We start from the raw sequence: 16,513 nt of genomic DNA, 5'->3' as shown, positions 1-16,513 counted from the left end.
CATGGCACAGCGCAAACCCGCCGTTCGCCTCACTGCGGCCGCACCCAGGCGGACGGATCCCGTTCGGGCGCCCTTGTGCCAGCCCGCACTGCTCGGCGTGCTGGTCGGCCTGGTGGTCGGCACCAGCAGCACGTCGCTGTTCGCCCAGGGGCCACAGGACGACCCAGACTGGGCCAAACGTGCAACCAAGGTCGAGGCGGGAAAGACCAGCGTCCGTTTCGCGGCCGACACGGTCAACGATCTGCTGCGGCGGTTCAGCAGCGACGAAACGGTTCGTCGACAAGTCGCTGCCGAACTGAATGCGGCTGCCGACGTGCTGGTGAACAACGCCTCGGCCGCTGCGCAGTTCTGGGGGGATCTCCGCAAGGTTCAGAGCCGCGACGCATTGCGTACGCTGGTGGAGCAGAAGCGCCTGCGCGCGTATGCCGCCTCGCTGATCCGCGATCATGCGGACGGACTCGCGGGCAAGGGCGACGACGTGCTGCGGCGGATCGTGGCCCACTCGGATGAGGGCCTCGACGAAGCCGGCCGCGAGGCTCTCACACTCCTCCGCCAGGCCGAAACACAGCTCGCCAGCACCGGCCGCATCACCCGCGAGCTCGACGAGAAGCTGGTCGATGTGCTGGCAAAACTGCCCCCCGAGCGCGCCCTCGCCGGCCAGCGCCTAGTGCGCAACCAATTGGCTGCGCGAGGCGTAAGCGGCTTCGACATGTTCATGCGCACCGGCGTAGACGCATTGTTCGTGGCCGGCGACATCCTGGGTATTGCGGCACTCGACAGCCCTCAGGAGAAGGCCGCACGCAGTAGCGGCACCCTTGTGACCTATGGCCTGGAGACCGGCGCGAACGTCGCGGTTCGGGCGCTGGGAGGCGGGCTGTTCCTGCACGGCCTGGTGGTGAGCCTGTCGGCCGCCGCAGTGGGCGAGCTGACCAGCGAGATCATTCAGCTGCATTACGATCGTCAGAACGCAGCGATCGCCGAGCAGCAAGCAGCACTGGCGATGCGGGCCAGCGTACTGCAGGGCCTGCTGCGAACGGACGAGCTGATCAAGGCTGGAAAGCTTGCCAAGGCGCGCAGCTATCTCGGCAAGCTGCGTGCCTTCTACGCCACGAAAGACGAGCCCGACAGTTGGGTACTGGGCAAACTGCTCGAACTCGACCGCAACATCGAAGACGCTCGCGATCTCCTGCAGGCCAACCGCATCATCGCGGAGGCCCGGGTTCACTACAACGCCGGCTACGGTCTCGCGCGCCAAGGGCGCCAGCTCCGCCAGGCACGCGAGCACATGCTCGATGCGCGCAAGATTCTCGAGGAAGGCCTGGCGGTCTATCCCATGCTGCGGCCGGCGCTGGACCGCACCAACCAGGTGATCGGTCTGATCGAACGCCTGATCGCCGAGGCGCCTACCCTCCAAGGGGTCGACGTCAGCGGCCCGACGTCCGCACCTGCGGGCGAGTGGGTGAGCTTCATTTTGCAGGCCCGCGGCGGCGTTCAGGACTTCAGCGCGGTCGGCATCGAGTCGACGCCTCTCGCAGGTGGCGCCATCGCCAGCCTGCGTGCGCCCTCCAGCCCGGGCATGCACACGCTCGAATTCACCCTGCGCGACCACCTCGGGCGCAGTGTGCGAGCACAGGCCGTGCTGAACGTGCAAGCGGCGGAAAGGCCGGATTGGCCACAGCCCCCGGCAGACACCCCGTGCGAGAGAACCGTTTTCGAAGCCCGCGTCACGCACGCCGACCGCGCACGCACCGAATTCAGCTTCCTGCTGATGCCGCGCGACGAGGTCGTTCGTCTCGCCCAGGAACGCGCAAGCAAGCCGCTCCAGGAACACGAGATCGAACGCTTGCTCACGCAGACCTACCGCAGCTCGATGCCCGACGACGCATCCCAGGCCGCGATCGCTGCGGCCATGCCCAGGCACTGCCATACGTTGCTGACGACACGCCAGCTCTTCATCATGTGGCACGGCACCCGCACCGAGATCAACGCGGCCGGCAGCACACGCTACCAGGCGGAGTTTCGCCAAGGCTATCGGGTACGCACGCTGGTCGAGCACTCGCCCGAACCCACACCTGCAGGGCAGCCAGTGGGCGGCGTGCCGGTCGGCGGCGGGTTCGCGCCGCGCTGAGCCTACTGCACCACAGCACTACGCACGCGGGGCCAGCGTCTGCATCGCCTCATGTGCGGGCAGCGGCGCGCCACAGTGCGGACAGGCGGTCGTGCGCCTCTCACCCTTGATCACCCCGCCACAGGCGATGCACACCCTGCGCCCCGCATCGGGCTCCCATTTTTCCGGCCACTCGAAGCCGTCGAGCTTGAACACCGCATCTCCCGGCGCGAAGTAATCGAACAGGGGTGAGGACACCCGCAGCTTGCGTTGCTTCCCATGTTTCAGCGCCAGCACCAGCGTCCCGCCCGCGCCCTGCTCCGAAGGCTGTTTGTCCACAACCACAGCCCGCCAGGCGGCGCTCGTCTGCCGCCGCGAGCCCAGGGCGAGCGCCAGAAACACAAGGATGAAGAAGGCGAGCGAGCCCAGCAGCTCGTCGTTGAGCTCGCCCACCTCCAGCCAGATCACCAGCAACACCACCGGGATCACCGCGGCGAAGAACAGCCAGGCATACAGCCGGCTCTGGCGACGGTAGCCGAGAAGCCAGCGCAGCGATTGATCGACCGTCATGGCCGTAGCGGCACCGTGCGTGACGCTCGCGCGGCCGAGCCGACTTCCCGCCCCCCGGCTGCTCACGCGCCGCGCAGGCGCACTGCTCGCGCCTTTTCGCGCACGGGTCAGCCACAGGATCAGCAGCGCGGCGCCCAGCGTGGCGACCGTCCCCGCATCGAAGCCGGCCTCCTTGCGCAGCACGTTGAGCCACGGCGCCGAAGCCAGATAGACCACCGGCTCGACCCTCGCGTATCCACGCGGGCCAGTGTCATGCGCCAACACCCGCGTATGTCCCCCATGGACCTTGCCGTCGGCCGCCCTGAACTCATAGGCCACCACCCACCAGTACTGGTTGAACCACTGCGGCTCGGCACCGCCGGTGCGACGCACCTCCGTGATGGTCGCCGTGGAACCGGCACCGATCCTCAGCAGGACGGGGCCGAGCAGCCCGTAGGCGATCAGCATCAGCACGATCAGCCACACCACGAACGGCCGGCCGCTTTCGACGCGCGTATTCATCCCGCGCCGCCGTCAAGATGGGCGCTGCAGCACCTCGCCGGTACGAAGGTGCCGACCCCTCGCCGGGCATCGGCACCCCACTTGTGCAAGTCGTCAGCCCAGGGTAGCTGGAGCACAATATTCAAGGCTGACGGGAACACTCGGGCAAGGTCTCGATAAGCTTCATGCACGCGTTAATGTCGCCGGCCTGCAGCCGCACCTGCTGCGGCGCGCCGCTGCCGTGCTTCATCACGGTGTGCTGCCCGTTGCCACGCGTATCGACGCACACGCACACGCCCGCAGATGTTTCGGGCGCCCTCGGCTCGAACTCACGCAGCTTGAGCGCAAGCAACTGCAAGGTCTCGATGCTGCCCTCCGGCAGCGCCTGCTTGCCGCCCGCATGCGCCACCAACCACGCCTCGATCCCCACTGCATCCGCCGCGTAGAGGTCGAGGCTCTGGGCGCGCAACTGGAGCGCAAGCGCGTCGTGCTTGGGCTCCAGCTGGCCAAAGCCGCGCAGGGCACGCACCGTGAGATTGCCTTGAGCGGCCAGCGCCACCAGTTCGGGCGCGCGCTTGTCCGCTGCAGGCGCTGCGACGGCCGCTGCAGCCGGAACCGGGGCACCGATCGCGGCCGGATTTGCATTCTCCAGCCAGCGCAGAGCCGGCGCATCACCGCTACCCAAACCGGGCTCATCCTGAACGAGCAGGTCACCACGTGCCGAAGCCACCAGTGCGGCGAAACGGTTGTTCACCAGCCCCTGCTCCGGTACCACCTCCTGAAAGACCCCTTCAGCAGAGTAGATCCAGAAGCCGTCTTCTGCATCATCAAACACATACACCCGGCCGATGCCGTCCGTCGCAAGGTGCTCGATGCTGAAGTACTGCCTCGACTCCCCCGGCAGCGGATCGAAGCCGGTTCCCGTATAGGTCCATTCCGCGATCTGCTGGCCCTGCGCGTCTAGACGCACGATCCGGTCTGCCCGATCACCGTCCACGCCGAGCACCACGCCGCCATCCGGCATACGCGCGGCAGCGTGGTGTTGGGGCAAGGCGATCTCGGTGAGAATCTCGCCCGCTGCAGAAAGCGTCATGAGCACGGGGGCATTGTCGCTTGCTCGTTGGCCGGTCAGCCAAAGCTCACCCGCCTCGCCGACCCACAAACTGCGAATCTCCTTCAGTCCGCGCTCAGGCAGGGTCTTCCGATCGAGCGCATGCGCCGCAACCGGCCTGCCATCGCGTTCGAAAATGCGGATGACCGGATCCCCATAGCCACCATCGACCAGGTAGACGCGCCCCTCCGGCCCGAAGGCGAGCCCCTTGCCCTCCTTGAAGGCATCGGGTGGCGACGGCTCATTATAGGCATGCTTGCTTCCCCACTCGTGCATCACGCTGCCATCGGCCGCGAACACCAGCACCCTTGCGTGCTTCCAGTCCCCCAGCGCCACTGCGCCATCGGGCGCGACCGCTGGCCCGAACGTGTACTTGAGCTTGTCGCCATCGACCAGATAGGTGATCTCGCGCAGGGGACGCAGGGGCGGCTGGCGATCTTCGACGGCCTCGGCAAGCATGGCCTTGATTGCAGCGGTGTGCGCGTCGAAAAAAGTGCTCGTACCCGCCAGCATCGCTGCCTGGAACATTCCGTCCGCATCCGGTTCACGCGCGATCATCATGTTCAGATCCAGCCGCACGCTCAGTCCTTCCCGGACCTGCTGATCGCCACCAACACGCAGCAGGACGGCCGGACGACTGCCCAGCATCGCGTCCTCCTGGGTCAGCGAGAAGTTGCTCACCTTTTCGTCCTCACCCATCTTCTTGAACTGCCCGAGGATGTCATCGAGTGTTCCGCCGCGTTTCGGCGGGCGCTCACGACCAACGTGGACCATGCCAAACGGCAGCCTGGAAAAATCCTCCTCGCTCATCCCCTCCGGGATGTCCTCGGTCTTGGCCTCCGGATGGCGGGCGCTGTAGTAGCCGACCCCGCCATCGTCCATTCGCGGCCGCCAGTTCGCCGGTACCTGTACATGGAAGGGCGGCATCCATCGCCACACACGCTCGCCCTCCGCTGCCTGCGCGGCGTCCGCTTGCGATAGTCCGAGCAGGGGCAGCGCAAGCATGGCTGCCATGCATAGATCGGTCGCCCGCACACGCCACCATCGTTGCCTCTTCGTGGTGCGGTGGACAACGGCCCGGCAGCCTTGCATTTCGCTTCGCATCATCATGATCTACTCCGTTGCGGGCAGTTGCCCGTCAGGTCCGAGTGAGTCTTCACTGCTTCGCCGCGGCGGCAGGGTGATCCGCAAGCCGCGACGGGGGGTCCTTCATCAGGCGGGCAAAACCCTGGCGGATTCGCTCCACATCCACCTGTCCACCGTTCATCGCGGCGAACTGCTCGAGCATCGCCAGGCGCTGCGCCTCGCTCACCTTATGGCCGCCGCTGGCAGCGGCCATCGACTGGTACTTCTCGTCCAGCGTCGCACCCGGCGCCGAGGCGAGCACCGAAGTCATCTGGCCCTCGACCATCTTCGCCATATCGGTGACCGCCTTGCGGTTCGCGGCGTTCTCCGGCCCGGTGCCAGCCAGTGTGTGCACCACGACCAGCGTGCCGCCCGCCGCGACCAGCGCGCCGGTATCACCGTCGTACAACAGCGCACGCACCATGCACGAATCCTCGCTGCGGAAGTTGCGGACCAGCCTTCCCTCCGCGCTCTGCCACACCTGTGTGGTATCGCTGAACTCCCACACAAAGACCGGTTTGCGCGGCATCAGACGCGGCGGCAGGCTGGCCGGAATCACCGTGTCCTCGTTCGCAAATGCGAACACCACCGCCGGCAATCTCAGTGCCGCCAGCGGCCCGAGCGCGGGCAGCTCAAGTTGGAGGGTGAAGTCGAGCGGATCGCTTCGGCCCTCTAGGCGCAGTTCGACCCCGAAGCCCAGGCTGCCGCCGGTGACGTCCTTGCCCACCTTGGCCGCGACCCAGTGCATCTCACTGTCGCCGCGGACCAGCGCCCGCCCGGGCTGGGCCTGGGTGTCGAGCACCTCGAGGCGGGGCTCGAGGCTGCGGGCCTGAAGGCGGTAGGCGGGCTGCGGCAACTCGCTCAAGTTGAGCACCCGAAGCGGAATGCGCACGCGCTCGCCCGCCTGCGGCACCCCATCGGCGTTGTTGGGCAGGCCCTCGGCGCGGGCGTCGTCCACCGGCCCGTCGATCACCACGGTCAGCGTCTCGCCCGGAACGACCTTGAGCGGCAGCACCGGCTGCACCACGTCCGCGCGACCACCCACACGCGCCTGCAACTCGACGCGGGCGTCCTCCTCCTTGCCCACGGGACGCGCCTCGACGCGCACCGGCGCAAGCACGAGCGGCTTGCCGCGGGCAAGCCGTGCCACCTCCTGCGGCCGCATGTCGGGGTCCAGTGCGAGCGGCGCGGCAGTCATGGGCGTGATCACCAGCCCCGCGATCGGCGTCGGCTCGAAGGTCTCCAGCGTCATCGTCAGCGCGGCGCGCTCGCCCCCCTCCAGGCTCGCGGTTCGCGGCGCGGCGTCGGGCTCGTCCACCGGGCGCAGTGCGTGCTCGGCGATTACCAGGCTCAGCAGATAGTCGAAATCCACGCTGAACGCACGCTCCCTGCGCTTGCGCTGGTCGGCCACACTCAACTGCACGGTGTGGCGCCCCGCCCCCGGCGTTTGCCGGTCGAAGCGGTGCTCGAGGTGCAGCGTGCGTCCCTGGTCCTCGACCTTGATCACGGGCTCCAGCTTCAGCCCACCGATGGCAGCGCGCACGCTGTTCGCGTCCCAGACCGTCTCCCGTGCCTGCAGCCGGAGGGTCAGTCTGGCGGCTTGTTCACGGGTCGCCGGCTCGAAGCGCGCCTCCAGCTTGACCGGCTCCTGCACCCATAGAGGCACGCGCAGGCTACGCTCCGAGGCCTCCCCGCGCGGCGAGGTCACCGCGAAGTCGAGCACCAGCTCGCCCTCCTCATCCACCGGCGCAGCACCGAGCGCGAACGGCAGCTCGAACTCGGCCGGCGCGCCGGGTGAGAGCCGGGCTTCGTTCAGGCTCGCCGCGCCAGGCCTTGCCCAGGAGGGGCCCTGCACCCGCAGCAGCTTGAGTCCCCAGGTCTGCGCAGCGTCCGCCTCCGCGGCGGTTTCGACCTTCACCGCCAGCAGGTTGTCGCCCGTCTCCGCGCTCACTCCGAACGGCCGCACCGCCCCCGCAACCGATGCCGCCGCGGCGTCGCCCGGCCACTGCACCCGCCCCAGGGCCTGCAGCTTGTCGCCCCCTTCGGCGCGTCCCGCCCACGCCACCGCAAGCCCCTCGTCACGGATCACTTCGACCCGGCCGGCGGTCTTGTACTTGTGCGTGCGCCGGTAATCGGCAGGAATCGGGCAGTGCGGGCAGTAGGGCGAGTACTGCAGCGCCCAGTCGAACTCCACCAGATAGGTCCCCGGCTCGCTCAAGGCAAGCGCCCATTCATGCTCCGCCTGGTCCAGGGTGCAGAAAGCGTCTTCCTGACGCAGCGTCACCAGATCGTCGCCCTCCTCGCGCGACAGCGTCCAGCTGCATTTCACCTGTTCGTAGACGTAGGTGCCCTCGCGTCCGTCGGTGCCGCCGAGAAAGCCCAGTTCCCGGCGGATCGACTCATTCGCCTCCCGCACCACCTTCCACTCGCCCTTGGAGCGCACGCTGGCCTTGACCTCCACCACCGGCGCATCCGCACCGTCGCGCGCAGCCGCCAGGCGCGCGGGATCGGGCGAGAACCCAACCAGGAAGGGCTGGGTCGTCAGGAAAGTGTCGAGGCTGAGCAAGGCCGTCTCCAGGCTATCCTGCATCGCGACCCGCTCGGTCAGCCACAGCTGCAGGATCGGCACCGAGCAGCGGCTCACCAGCGCATCGCGGCGACCTTCGTCGGCCTTGCGCAGGGTCTCGCCACGCTCGGCGCCATAGTCGCGCTGGGTCGCCTGATCAGCGAAATAGAACACCCGGTCGCGTACCGAAGAGACCTTGGCGTAGCGCTCCGCCAGATCCCGCGCGGTGACGTTCGCCTTCAGGAAACCCTCGGAGCCCTTGACCTGGGAGATGCCGGCGAGCAGGTTGTCGCAGTCCTGCGTCATCGACACCATGCCGTAACCGAAGGACTTGGCTTCCTCCAGGATGGCGTCCACCGCGGTAGCCAGCGCCCCCAGCGGCAGGCTGGCGATCATCGCCACCTCGATGCCGGCCTGCTTCGCCGCCGCGAGCATGCCCTCCTCGCCGGCCTTGGCGGCGACACCCGCCACCGCGCGGTAGCTGGCATAGGCCACCACCGCCTTGATCAGGACCGTCCCCGCCCGCGCCATCTGGTCGACCGGGAGCTTGAGCTGCAGCTCGCTCAAGGTCGTGCGCAGCTTGGTCCAGCGCGGGTGCGGGTCGGTCAGCACGTGCTTGAAGAGCTGACGCTCCTTGCCGCCCATGCGCAGGTAGCCCTCGATCAGACGTCCTTCGCTGTAGGCGTTGGCCAGCGCCCGCTGCACCCGCCCGGACTTCAGCAGCGCCTTCGCATCCTCCGGCTTCATGCTCTGCAGGCTGCGCACCAGCATGTCCAGTTCGCCGGTGACGGCGCTGTTGCCCAGCCGAAGCAGGTTGCGCGCCTTCTTGATGTCGCCGAGCGCACGCTGCAGATGTTTGCCCACCTTGCCCGGATCGCCGACATCGAGCGCATCGCGCCCCTTGTCCAGCCACTGGAAGGCGTTGCTGATCGAGCCCTCGGGGGTGAAGTTCATCGCCCCCTGGCCAAAGTGATAGAGCTCGGCGCTGTTGACCCACACCCGTCCGTTGCGACTGTAGATGAGCTTGCCGGTCTGGCGCTCGTAGGACTGCACGTAGGCGGCCTTGCCGCTGCCCCAGATGCCGTCGGCAGCCTTCTTCTCGATGTCCTTGAGCGACATGGTGGTGTCGGGATCGATCGCCAGGTTCGGGAAGCCCTTGAGCTCGTCACGGAAGATGCGCGCGGCCTGGCTCGCATCCTCCGCATGCGCGACAAGCTGTTCGGGCGGATACACGTTGATCGTGCCGAGCACCCGGTGTCCGCGCGTGCCCGGCGCGATCGAGCCGTACTTGCGCTTGACCGCCTCGCGGATGCTGTCCTGGGTCTTGCGCCATTTGGCCAGCGCCGAGGCGTCGTCCATGCCCTCCGACACCAGCAGCTTCATGTCGTGATCGGAAACGCTGTCCAGGCTTTTGGTCGCATGCTCGGCCGCGAGCGGATCCTTGTACTTCTTGTTGCCGCCGGTCCATGAGCCGATGCCCATGAGCGCGACATCCGGGTCGCGCGCCACCACATCCTTGAGGATGACCATCAGCTCTTCGTTGGTGCGCTGCGCCCAGACCGGCAGCGCAATCGCCAGCAGCAGCCCGAAGCAGGCAACCCGGAACAGCGCCGCCCTTGGCGCACGCCGCACGGCTGCCTCTCCAGCCCCGGAGAACCAGGACTGCACCCACAGCAAGGGCTCGTACACGATCATCCTCCTCCCGCTGGCCGAGGCCCTTCCGTCCCCAGCCGCACACGCGCAAGCCGCAGCAGATCCGGCAGACGCACCAGCGTGGTCGCGTCCACCTCGACATCGGGGCTCAAGCCCCGTCCCGAGCAGCTCTGCCCATCGGGCAGCAGCACCTCGAGGTTGGTGAAGCGCAGCACCGAGCCATCCGAGAGCCGGGCATCGGTCTGTGAGCTGCACTTGCCGAAACTGTGTCCCCCGATCAGGACGGCGCGCCCATGGGCCTGGAGCGTACCGGCGAACACCTCTGCCGCGCTCGCGGTATCGGGGCCGATCAGCAACGCGAGCGGCATGTCGAGCTTGGGCCCGCCCGGCGCCCGGACCTCGCGCGGCGGCGCCGAGCGTGAACGCAAGGTGCCGAGCAGCGCCCCCTGCGGCAGAAAAGCGGCGGCCAGATCGAACGCCTCGTAGAGATCGCCCCCCGGCGCCGCACGCAGGTCGATCACCAGCGCGGGCGGCGCGCCCTCGGAGTGCCCCCGGCCAAGATGGGCCACCGTCGCCAGCGCCGCCGTGCGCGTGATGCTGCCGACGAAGTCGCGTATGCGCAGCACCGGCAGCGCCCCCGCCTCCACCAGTTCCACCTCGAGCGGGGTGAAGCGCGCACGCTCGAGCGTCACCGTCCGGCGACGTCCATCGCCATCGGCAAACGCAATGCGCACCCGGCTGTCCACCTCTCCGCGCAACAGCACGGCCACCTCCTGCACTGCACGGCCACCCAGCGCGCGGCCATCCACCTCGAGCAGCCGCGCGCCATCCGGAATGCCGGCACGATCGGCCGGCCCCCCCTGGTAGACGTCGAGCAACACCGCATCGCCCTGCGCCAGCAGCCGCGCGCCGATGCCGCTCGATTCCGCCGCGCCCAGCAGCGGCGAACGATAGGCATCGGCCGCGAAATAGCGCGCGTGGCGATCGATCGCCCGCAGGGCAGCGTCGAATGCGTCGGGCGCCCCCGCCTGCACCGCGGGCGCGCGCCCGGTGGCATCGAGCCCCGCCAGCCGGGCGAGCGCCTGCTCGTCCGGCGGATCGACGAGCGCGCTCGCCAGCAGGGCACGAATCTCATCCACCGGCGCAGCCCGCACCGTCGTCACGCCGCCCGCCCAAACCAGAAGCGCGGACAACAGGAGCGGACGGAGCGTGGCCAAAGGCATCAGCGTGCGAGCTCCAGCTGCATCTTCATGAGCAGGTCGTACTCGCGCTGCAGCGCACGGCGCTGCTCCTCGAGCTGGCTGCGGCGCAGATCGGTTTCGGCGTCGCCCAAGCCGCTGCCCTCGAGCGCGTCGAGCGCACTCGTCTGCTGCGCGCTCTTGCGCTTGAGCTCCGCGAGCCGCGACTGCAGCTCGCCAACGCGCTGCGCATCCGCACCCTGCTGGGTCGTCATCGTGCCGACCTTCTTCTCCAGGCCTGCGATGTCGGCGTCGAGCTTCTTCACCCGCGCACGCTCGGCGGCAAGCTGGCGTCCGGCGTCGGATTTGCGCGACTCGAGCTGGGTCCGCTCCATCTCGAGCCCGCGCTGCGTCTCGCGCAACTGCGCCAGGCGGTCCTCACGCTCGACCACGCGGGCCTCATAGGCGCCCGAACTCAAGCCCGAAACGCCCCCCAGAAACCCGCCCTCGCGCGGATCGGTGGACAGGTTCGCGCACCCGGTCAGCGCCACGGCCGCTGCAACGGCCGCTGCAACGGCGGCCAGCCGAATCGTCGCACTCATACCGAGAGCCTCTGGTCGATGCGCGCGAGCTGGCTGCTGCCCTCACGCAGCTTGTCGAGGTTCTTCTGCAGCTCCGCAACCTCCTTCTCCAGACGTGCGATGTGGGCATCGCCGGCCGGACGGCTCCCGCGCTCCTCGGCGAGGATCGCGTTCTGCACCTCCAACTCCTTGGCCAGCGTCTGCTCGAGCTTGTTGCTGTCGTCGATGCGCTTCTGCAGATCGGTGCGCTTGGCGACCAGGACCTCCTTCTTCACCTTGCCGCTGTCGTAGCGCGCGCGCAGGGTCTTGGTCTCCTTCTCCAGCGCGGCGACCTCCGTATTCAGCTTCTTGTTGTAGGCGACTGCGGTGGCGTTGAACTCATCGGTGCGGGCGATCTCGGCATCGAGAAACTCTTCGGTGCTCGCGTAGGCCTGCTTGCGCTTGGCAACCTCGTTGCCCACCAGCAAGCCGAGCCCGCCACCGACCGCGGCACCGATTGCCGCACCCTTGCCGTCACCACTGACGGCATAGCCGACCACGGCGCCGAGCAGCGCACCGATCCCGGCGCCCTCGGCCTGGGTGCGCGAAGGGTCGTCCATGTTTGCACAGCCGAACGAGAGGCTTGCCACCAGGGCGGCGATGAGGCTGAGTCTTGCGGTTTTCATGATCTGGATTCTCCTTGTCGAAAGCGTCTGCAACGTTCCTGCTCACGAAGACAACGGCCAGGCGGCCTGCCGTCCTCAACTGTCGGTAAAACCCTTGAAGCGGGCGCGGAAATCCTCCATCCAGCGCTCGGGATCCGCGCGGCGCGTCTCCTCGAACACCTTCGCGTGCTGCTTGAGCACCTCGAGCACCGTCCGCTCGCGCCGCGTGGGCTCACGCCCCTCCAGGGTCTGAAAAGCCAGCGCAACGTGCGCCTTGTCGTATTCGCCAAGCTTGGCCAGCTTGTCGCGGTAGCCGTCGAGCTGTTCGCGCGCAGCGGTTTCCAGCTCAGCCATCGAGGTCTCGACCGCCTTGACCTGCTCGTCGTAGCGGGTGGACATGGCGGCGAGCTCCTTCGCGGTGGTCAGCGTCACCGCGAGGCGCTCCAGCCTGGACAGGTACACCGACAGGTTCACGCCGTTGCGCGCAGCATCCTGCGCGAGGCCACGCGCGTTCTCGCGCTGCGCGAGTTCGAGCTGCTCGCGCGCCTTGCCCATGGTGGCCTGCACCGCGGCGAGCGGCTCGCGCAGCGCCGCGTTCTCCTTCATCAAACGGTCGAGAATCGGGTCGACCGAATCGATCTGCACCGAGGCCTGCGCGACCAGGTTGTCGAGCGTGCGCCCGACCGGGGTGCTGCGCCGCAGATCGGCGCGGTAGGCTTCGTATTCCTTCTCGATCTGCGCGAACTGGGCGGTGCTCACCACCACGTTGGCACCGATCGCCATGCGCGCACCCGAGTTGAAGGAGCGCCGCTCCTCCATCTTCTTCTGGTCGGCGTTCCATGCGTACACGTCGAGCTCGGCCCGCTGTGCGCTGCGCAACTCGGCCGCGGGCGTGGAAACCGAACCGCCCCGCACCGCGACCCCGCCCGGCTTGCCCTGCCAGATCTCGGGGCGGAACACGCCAGCGCTCATCTCCTGCACGTTGCCGAACAGGTCATGCAGGCCGAAGGCCCCCGCCTTGCGCAGACCGACCGGCCGCAGTTGGTGACGTGCATTGCCCAGATGCCAGGCGTATTCGTTGATCTCACCAGCCGGCATCGGCAGGCGATCGTCGAAGCGTCCCGCTTCGATCGCCTGCAGCCCGCCGCGAGCGGCGTACTCCCACTCTTCCTCCGTCGGCAGCCGAATGAAGCCGGGAACACCCTCAAGGCGTGGCAACCCCTGGACGCGTTCAGGATGCGCAGGATCGAACAACCACTGGTTGTAGCGTCGCATGAAGGCGAGCACGTCCTGATAGCTGACGAAGGCCAGCGGTTTCATCAGCGCGTCCCGCAGCGCCCGCCCCTGCAGCGTCGGGAGCTTCTGGTCCTCGGGGTCGCCGCTGGCGGTCAGCAGCGCCTCCATGCCCATCACGGCCACGAACTGGCCGCGTGTGAGCTCGTACTTGCCGAGCACGATCTCCCATCGCTTGCCATCGGCCGCGGGGAAGGAGCCGCTCACCTGCGTGCGCTGAAGCCCCTCGAAGATGCCGCCACTGGCGTCACCGAGCTGGATGATGCGCGCCCGGTCGCCCCAGAAACCCTCGCCGGGCACGGGAATGCGACGGAAGACCATTTCTGCGCCATCGGGCATCGGCAGCACCAGGTCGCCCTCGGCCGGCTTGGGGTTCCACGCGCTCGGCGCAGCGTCCTGGGCCGCAGCCACAGGCGCACCCAAGGCGAGCGTCAGCAGCACCGCCAGCCAGGCAGCACGGCGCTGCAGCGGCTGCCTGGCTCGGGAAGAGTATTGAAGGGCGTTCATGTACGGGCCTCTCGTGAATCGATGCTATTGCTCTCGGATCGCTTCGGCGGGGTCGACCCGCGTCGTCCGCCAGGCGGCCGCCAGCGAGGCGAACGCCGCCAGCGCAAGCGTCACGCCGCCCGCCAGCGGCAGATAGGCTGCCGGCAGGGAGCAGAAGGCTTCACCCGGTGCCAGCTCACTGGCAAAGCTGCGGTCGATCACCTCGGCGAGCAGGCCGTAGCCGGCAAAGGAGGCCCCCAGCCCGAGCGTGGCGATCATCAGCCCCTGTGCAACCGGGAAGAAAAACACATGCGCGCGTGACAAACCCAGCAGGCGCAGCACGCCAAGGTCGCGCCGGCGACGCTCCACGGCGGCATACAGGCTCGCGACCAGCACGGCCGTGCCGCCGCTGATGCTGAGCACGGCGATCAGCCAGAACAGGCGCGTCAGACCGGTGTCGAGCACCTGGATACGCTCGATCGCCTCCACTTCCGCAATCGTTTCAATGCCTTCAGCCGCGAGCGCGTGATACAGGCCCGGCACGTCGTCGATGCTGCGCGCGTAGAGGCGAAAGCCGCGGTAGCCGCCGCGCGCCATCTCGAACCGGCCGCTGCTTGCGTCGAACAGCACCGCACGTTGACGCGCGGTGCGCAGGATGCCCAGCAGTTCCACCGGCACCACCGCATGATCGAAGCCGCTGTCGCCGACAGGGAGCAGGCTGAAGTCCATGCCGACCACACCCTCCGCCGACAAGCGCACTGCCCCCGCCTGCGCACCCGGGCCCGATTGCGCAGGCCACAGCACGCTGCGCTGGCGCTCCGGCGTGGCCGCCGCTGGGGCGAATCCGCCCCAGGGCGGCGCCGCGACACCGAGGCGGGCCGCCTGCTCCGCGTCCACGGACAAACCGACGAGCTGCAAAGGCTCGCCGCCGGCATCCCGTACCTTGAGGTCGCTCACGTAGGGCAGCAGGATGCGCTGCTCACCACGCAGCTTCTGCTCGATCGCACGCAGGCTGGACACGGTGATGGCCGCCCCGGGCGTATGCAGGTCGTACGCGGCGAAGCCGCCGGAGGGGGTGAAACCGAGGCGTTCGGCCACCTGCTCCGGTGCAAGTTCGGTGATACGACCGAAGCCGGTATTGATGATGAGCCCGCTGCGACGGATCGGTGACAGCGGAGCATCGAGCAACAGCACCGCGCCATCGAAGCTCAGGTATGGCTCCGGGGTATCTCCGGCCCAACCACGGGCGGGGGCGCCATAGCCCTCCTTGTAGGCTTCGACATCGAGCACGAAGGCGAGCGGCGCATACACCCGCGCCAGGCTGCCGGCGCGCGCGTCGAGCACCGCCGCGACCCGCAGCGCCGCCTGCGCAAGCTCGTTGTGCCCCGCCCGGCTGCGGCTCACCCTGGCCTGCACCACATCACCCGCCTTCACGCCCACGCGCCGCGCCGCCTCCGCGCTGAGAACGAGCTCGTCAGCGCCCGGAATCACCCCGCCATTCTCGAGCAGCAGCGGGTCGCCAGGTGCCGTAGGCACGAGGTCGAGCAGCTCCGGGCGGCCGCCCGTGGCAGGCTCCACACCGAGCACGGAAGACAGGGGCAGGACGGTCGGGGTGAGGAAGGCAATCTCCCCACGTGTCCGCCAGGCCTCGAACCATTCGGGCGGGTATTCGCGTGTCTGCGCAGGGCGGATCTCGCGGAACACGGGGTCTTCAACGAGCCGGTCGCGCAAGGTCTCGATGGTGCCGTGCTTGAGCCCGAGCAGGACCAGCAGCGGCGCAATCACGGCGGCGAGCGCGATCACCAGGCACAGGGTGAGGATCCACTCGTGCCACAGGCTGTGTGCAGCCAGCGACGACACCAGGCGCGCGGGACGGCGCGGACGGGCAGCGGGCGCGGGAGTGGGCGCGGGAGTGGGCATGTGCATCATCGCAGCCGCTCCATGCGCCGGCATAGCGAGCGCGTCACCTGGGCCGAAACCTGCTCCACTTCGAAGCCGTAGATCCGGTCGGCACGTCCGGCGAGCAGCTCGACATCATGCGTGACCACCACCACGGCGACGGTTTCGTCGCGTGCGAGCGCCTCCATGTCGTCGATGATGGCGCGGGCACGCGCCTTGTCGACCGCGGCCGTAGGCTCGTCGGCGAGCACCAGGCGCGGGCCATGCGCCAGTGCGCGCAGGATCGCAGCGCGCTGGCGCTGCCCGATCGACAGCGCCGAGGGCATGCGATCGAGGCATTCCTGCACGCCGAGCCGGCTCGCCAGGCGTTCGAGCCGCTCACCCCGCTCGTCCAGGCCCTTGATCCGTCCGGGCAGCGCGATGTTGTCGCGCACCGACAGGAAGGGCAGCAAGCCCCCCGTCTGCAGCACGTAGCCCAGGTAATCGCGGCGCAGGCCTGCGAGGGCAGCTTCGTCCGCACGCGCCCACAAGGCCTGCACGTCGAAGTCGCCTGGTCCGTCGCCAGGGTGCAGCTCGAAGCGGCCGACCTCGGTCGGCTCCATCACCAGCGCCAGCATGTCAAGCAGCGTGCTCTTGCCACAACCGCTCTGGCCGACGACGGCGACCAACTCGCCCGCCTCCACGTCGAAGGCGGGCACCGCGAGCTCGAACACGCTCTCGCCCTGGGTGCGCAGCTTTCGCAGTCCATCCATGCGAACCCTGAATCCACCGCTCTTGCGCACAGACATCGCCGCTTGCTCCGCTTCGCCCTTCACGCAAC

10 protein-coding genes are annotated in these 16,513 nt (G+C 68.4%); 1 reads left to right on the top strand and 9 read right to left on the bottom strand.

The window, feature by feature from the left end; all coding sequences use genetic code 11:
- Position 1: 1 nt before the first annotated feature.
- Positions 2 to 2,128 (top strand): hypothetical protein, encoded by a 2,127-nt coding sequence (locus tag ACUH78_RS01485; protein WP_445332449.1) that lies wholly within the window; start codon positions 2 to 4, stop codon positions 2,126 to 2,128.
- Between the two features lie 18 nt (positions 2,129 to 2,146).
- Here ACUH78_RS01485 and ACUH78_RS01480 read toward each other — a convergent pair whose 3' ends face one another.
- The 9 genes from ACUH78_RS01480 to ACUH78_RS01440 all read right to left on the bottom strand — a co-directional run bounded on the left by ACUH78_RS01480 (position 2,147) and on the right by ACUH78_RS01440 (position 16,445).
- Positions 2,147 to 3,178, bottom strand: coding sequence for a hypothetical protein (locus ACUH78_RS01480; RefSeq protein WP_445332450.1), 1,032 nt, complete (start codon positions 3,176 to 3,178; stop codon positions 2,147 to 2,149).
- A 121-nt stretch (positions 3,179 to 3,299) separates the two neighbouring features.
- Complete coding sequence (locus ACUH78_RS01475; RefSeq protein WP_445332451.1) at positions 3,300 to 5,282, bottom strand: NHL repeat-containing protein; 1,983 nt, start codon at positions 5,280 to 5,282, stop codon at positions 3,300 to 3,302.
- A gap of 142 nt (positions 5,283 to 5,424) precedes the next feature.
- Complete coding sequence (locus ACUH78_RS01470) at positions 5,425 to 9,648, bottom strand: hypothetical protein (RefSeq protein ID WP_445332452.1); 4,224 nt, start codon at positions 9,646 to 9,648, stop codon at positions 5,425 to 5,427.
- A 2-nt stretch (positions 9,649 to 9,650) separates the two neighbouring features.
- Positions 9,651 to 10,835 carry a S41 family peptidase gene (locus ACUH78_RS01465; protein ID WP_445332453.1) on the bottom strand — a complete coding sequence of 395 codons (1,185 nt, stop codon included), beginning with the start codon at positions 10,833 to 10,835 and terminating at the stop codon, positions 9,651 to 9,653.
- On the bottom strand, positions 10,835 to 11,392 hold the full coding sequence (locus ACUH78_RS01460) for a hypothetical protein (protein WP_445332454.1): 558 nt from the start codon (positions 11,390 to 11,392) through the stop codon (positions 10,835 to 10,837). Before ACUH78_RS01460 ends, ACUH78_RS01465 begins: the two co-directional genes overlap by 1 nt.
- Positions 11,389 to 12,036 carry a YMGG-like glycine zipper-containing protein gene (locus tag ACUH78_RS01455; RefSeq protein WP_418362908.1) on the bottom strand — a complete coding sequence of 216 codons (648 nt, stop codon included), beginning with the start codon at positions 12,034 to 12,036 and terminating at the stop codon, positions 11,389 to 11,391. Before ACUH78_RS01455 ends, ACUH78_RS01460 begins: the two co-directional genes overlap by 4 nt.
- Positions 12,037 to 12,111: 75 nt before the next feature.
- Positions 12,112 to 13,815 carry a formylglycine-generating enzyme family protein gene (locus tag ACUH78_RS01450; RefSeq protein WP_445332455.1) on the bottom strand — a complete coding sequence of 568 codons (1,704 nt, stop codon included), beginning with the start codon at positions 13,813 to 13,815 and terminating at the stop codon, positions 12,112 to 12,114.
- 24 nt (positions 13,816 to 13,839) lie between these two features.
- Complete coding sequence (locus ACUH78_RS01445) at positions 13,840 to 15,723, bottom strand: ABC transporter permease (protein ID WP_445332456.1); 1,884 nt, start codon at positions 15,721 to 15,723, stop codon at positions 13,840 to 13,842.
- Positions 15,720 to 16,445 carry an ABC transporter ATP-binding protein gene (locus ACUH78_RS01440; protein ID WP_445332457.1) on the bottom strand — a complete coding sequence of 242 codons (726 nt, stop codon included), beginning with the start codon at positions 16,443 to 16,445 and terminating at the stop codon, positions 15,720 to 15,722. Before ACUH78_RS01440 ends, ACUH78_RS01445 begins: the two co-directional genes overlap by 4 nt.
- Between the last annotated feature and the right edge of the window lie 68 nt (positions 16,446 to 16,513).

The organism is Thauera sp. ZXT1-4, from assembly GCF_052598215.2.
This window is presented reverse-complemented; position numbering and strand designations above follow the sequence as displayed.

What these genes read in the sequence shown, in the direction of transcription:
- ACUH78_RS01485 (WP_445332449.1), top strand. Translation starts at nt 2, where the DNA reads ATGGCACAGCGCAAACCCGCCGTTCGCCTCACTGCGGCCGCACCCAGG.
- ACUH78_RS01480 (WP_445332450.1), bottom strand. Translation starts at nt 3,178, where the DNA reads ATGAATACGCGCGTCGAAAGCGGCCGGCCGTTCGTGGTGTGGCTGATC.
- ACUH78_RS01475 (WP_445332451.1), bottom strand. Translation starts at nt 5,282, where the DNA reads ATGGCAGCCATGCTTGCGCTGCCCCTGCTCGGACTATCGCAAGCGGAC.
- ACUH78_RS01465 (WP_445332453.1), bottom strand. Translation starts at nt 10,835, where the DNA reads ATGCCTTTGGCCACGCTCCGTCCGCTCCTGTTGTCCGCGCTTCTGGTT.
- ACUH78_RS01460 (WP_445332454.1), bottom strand. Translation starts at nt 11,392, where the DNA reads ATGAGTGCGACGATTCGGCTGGCCGCCGTTGCAGCGGCCGTTGCAGCG.
- ACUH78_RS01455 (WP_418362908.1), bottom strand. Translation starts at nt 12,036, where the DNA reads ATGAAAACCGCAAGACTCAGCCTCATCGCCGCCCTGGTGGCAAGCCTC.
- ACUH78_RS01450 (WP_445332455.1), bottom strand. Translation starts at nt 13,815, where the DNA reads ATGAACGCCCTTCAATACTCTTCCCGAGCCAGGCAGCCGCTGCAGCGC.
- ACUH78_RS01445 (WP_445332456.1), bottom strand. Translation starts at nt 15,723, where the DNA reads ATGATGCACATGCCCACTCCCGCGCCCACTCCCGCGCCCGCTGCCCGT.
- ACUH78_RS01440 (WP_445332457.1), bottom strand. Translation starts at nt 16,445, where the DNA reads ATGGATGGACTGCGAAAGCTGCGCACCCAGGGCGAGAGCGTGTTCGAG.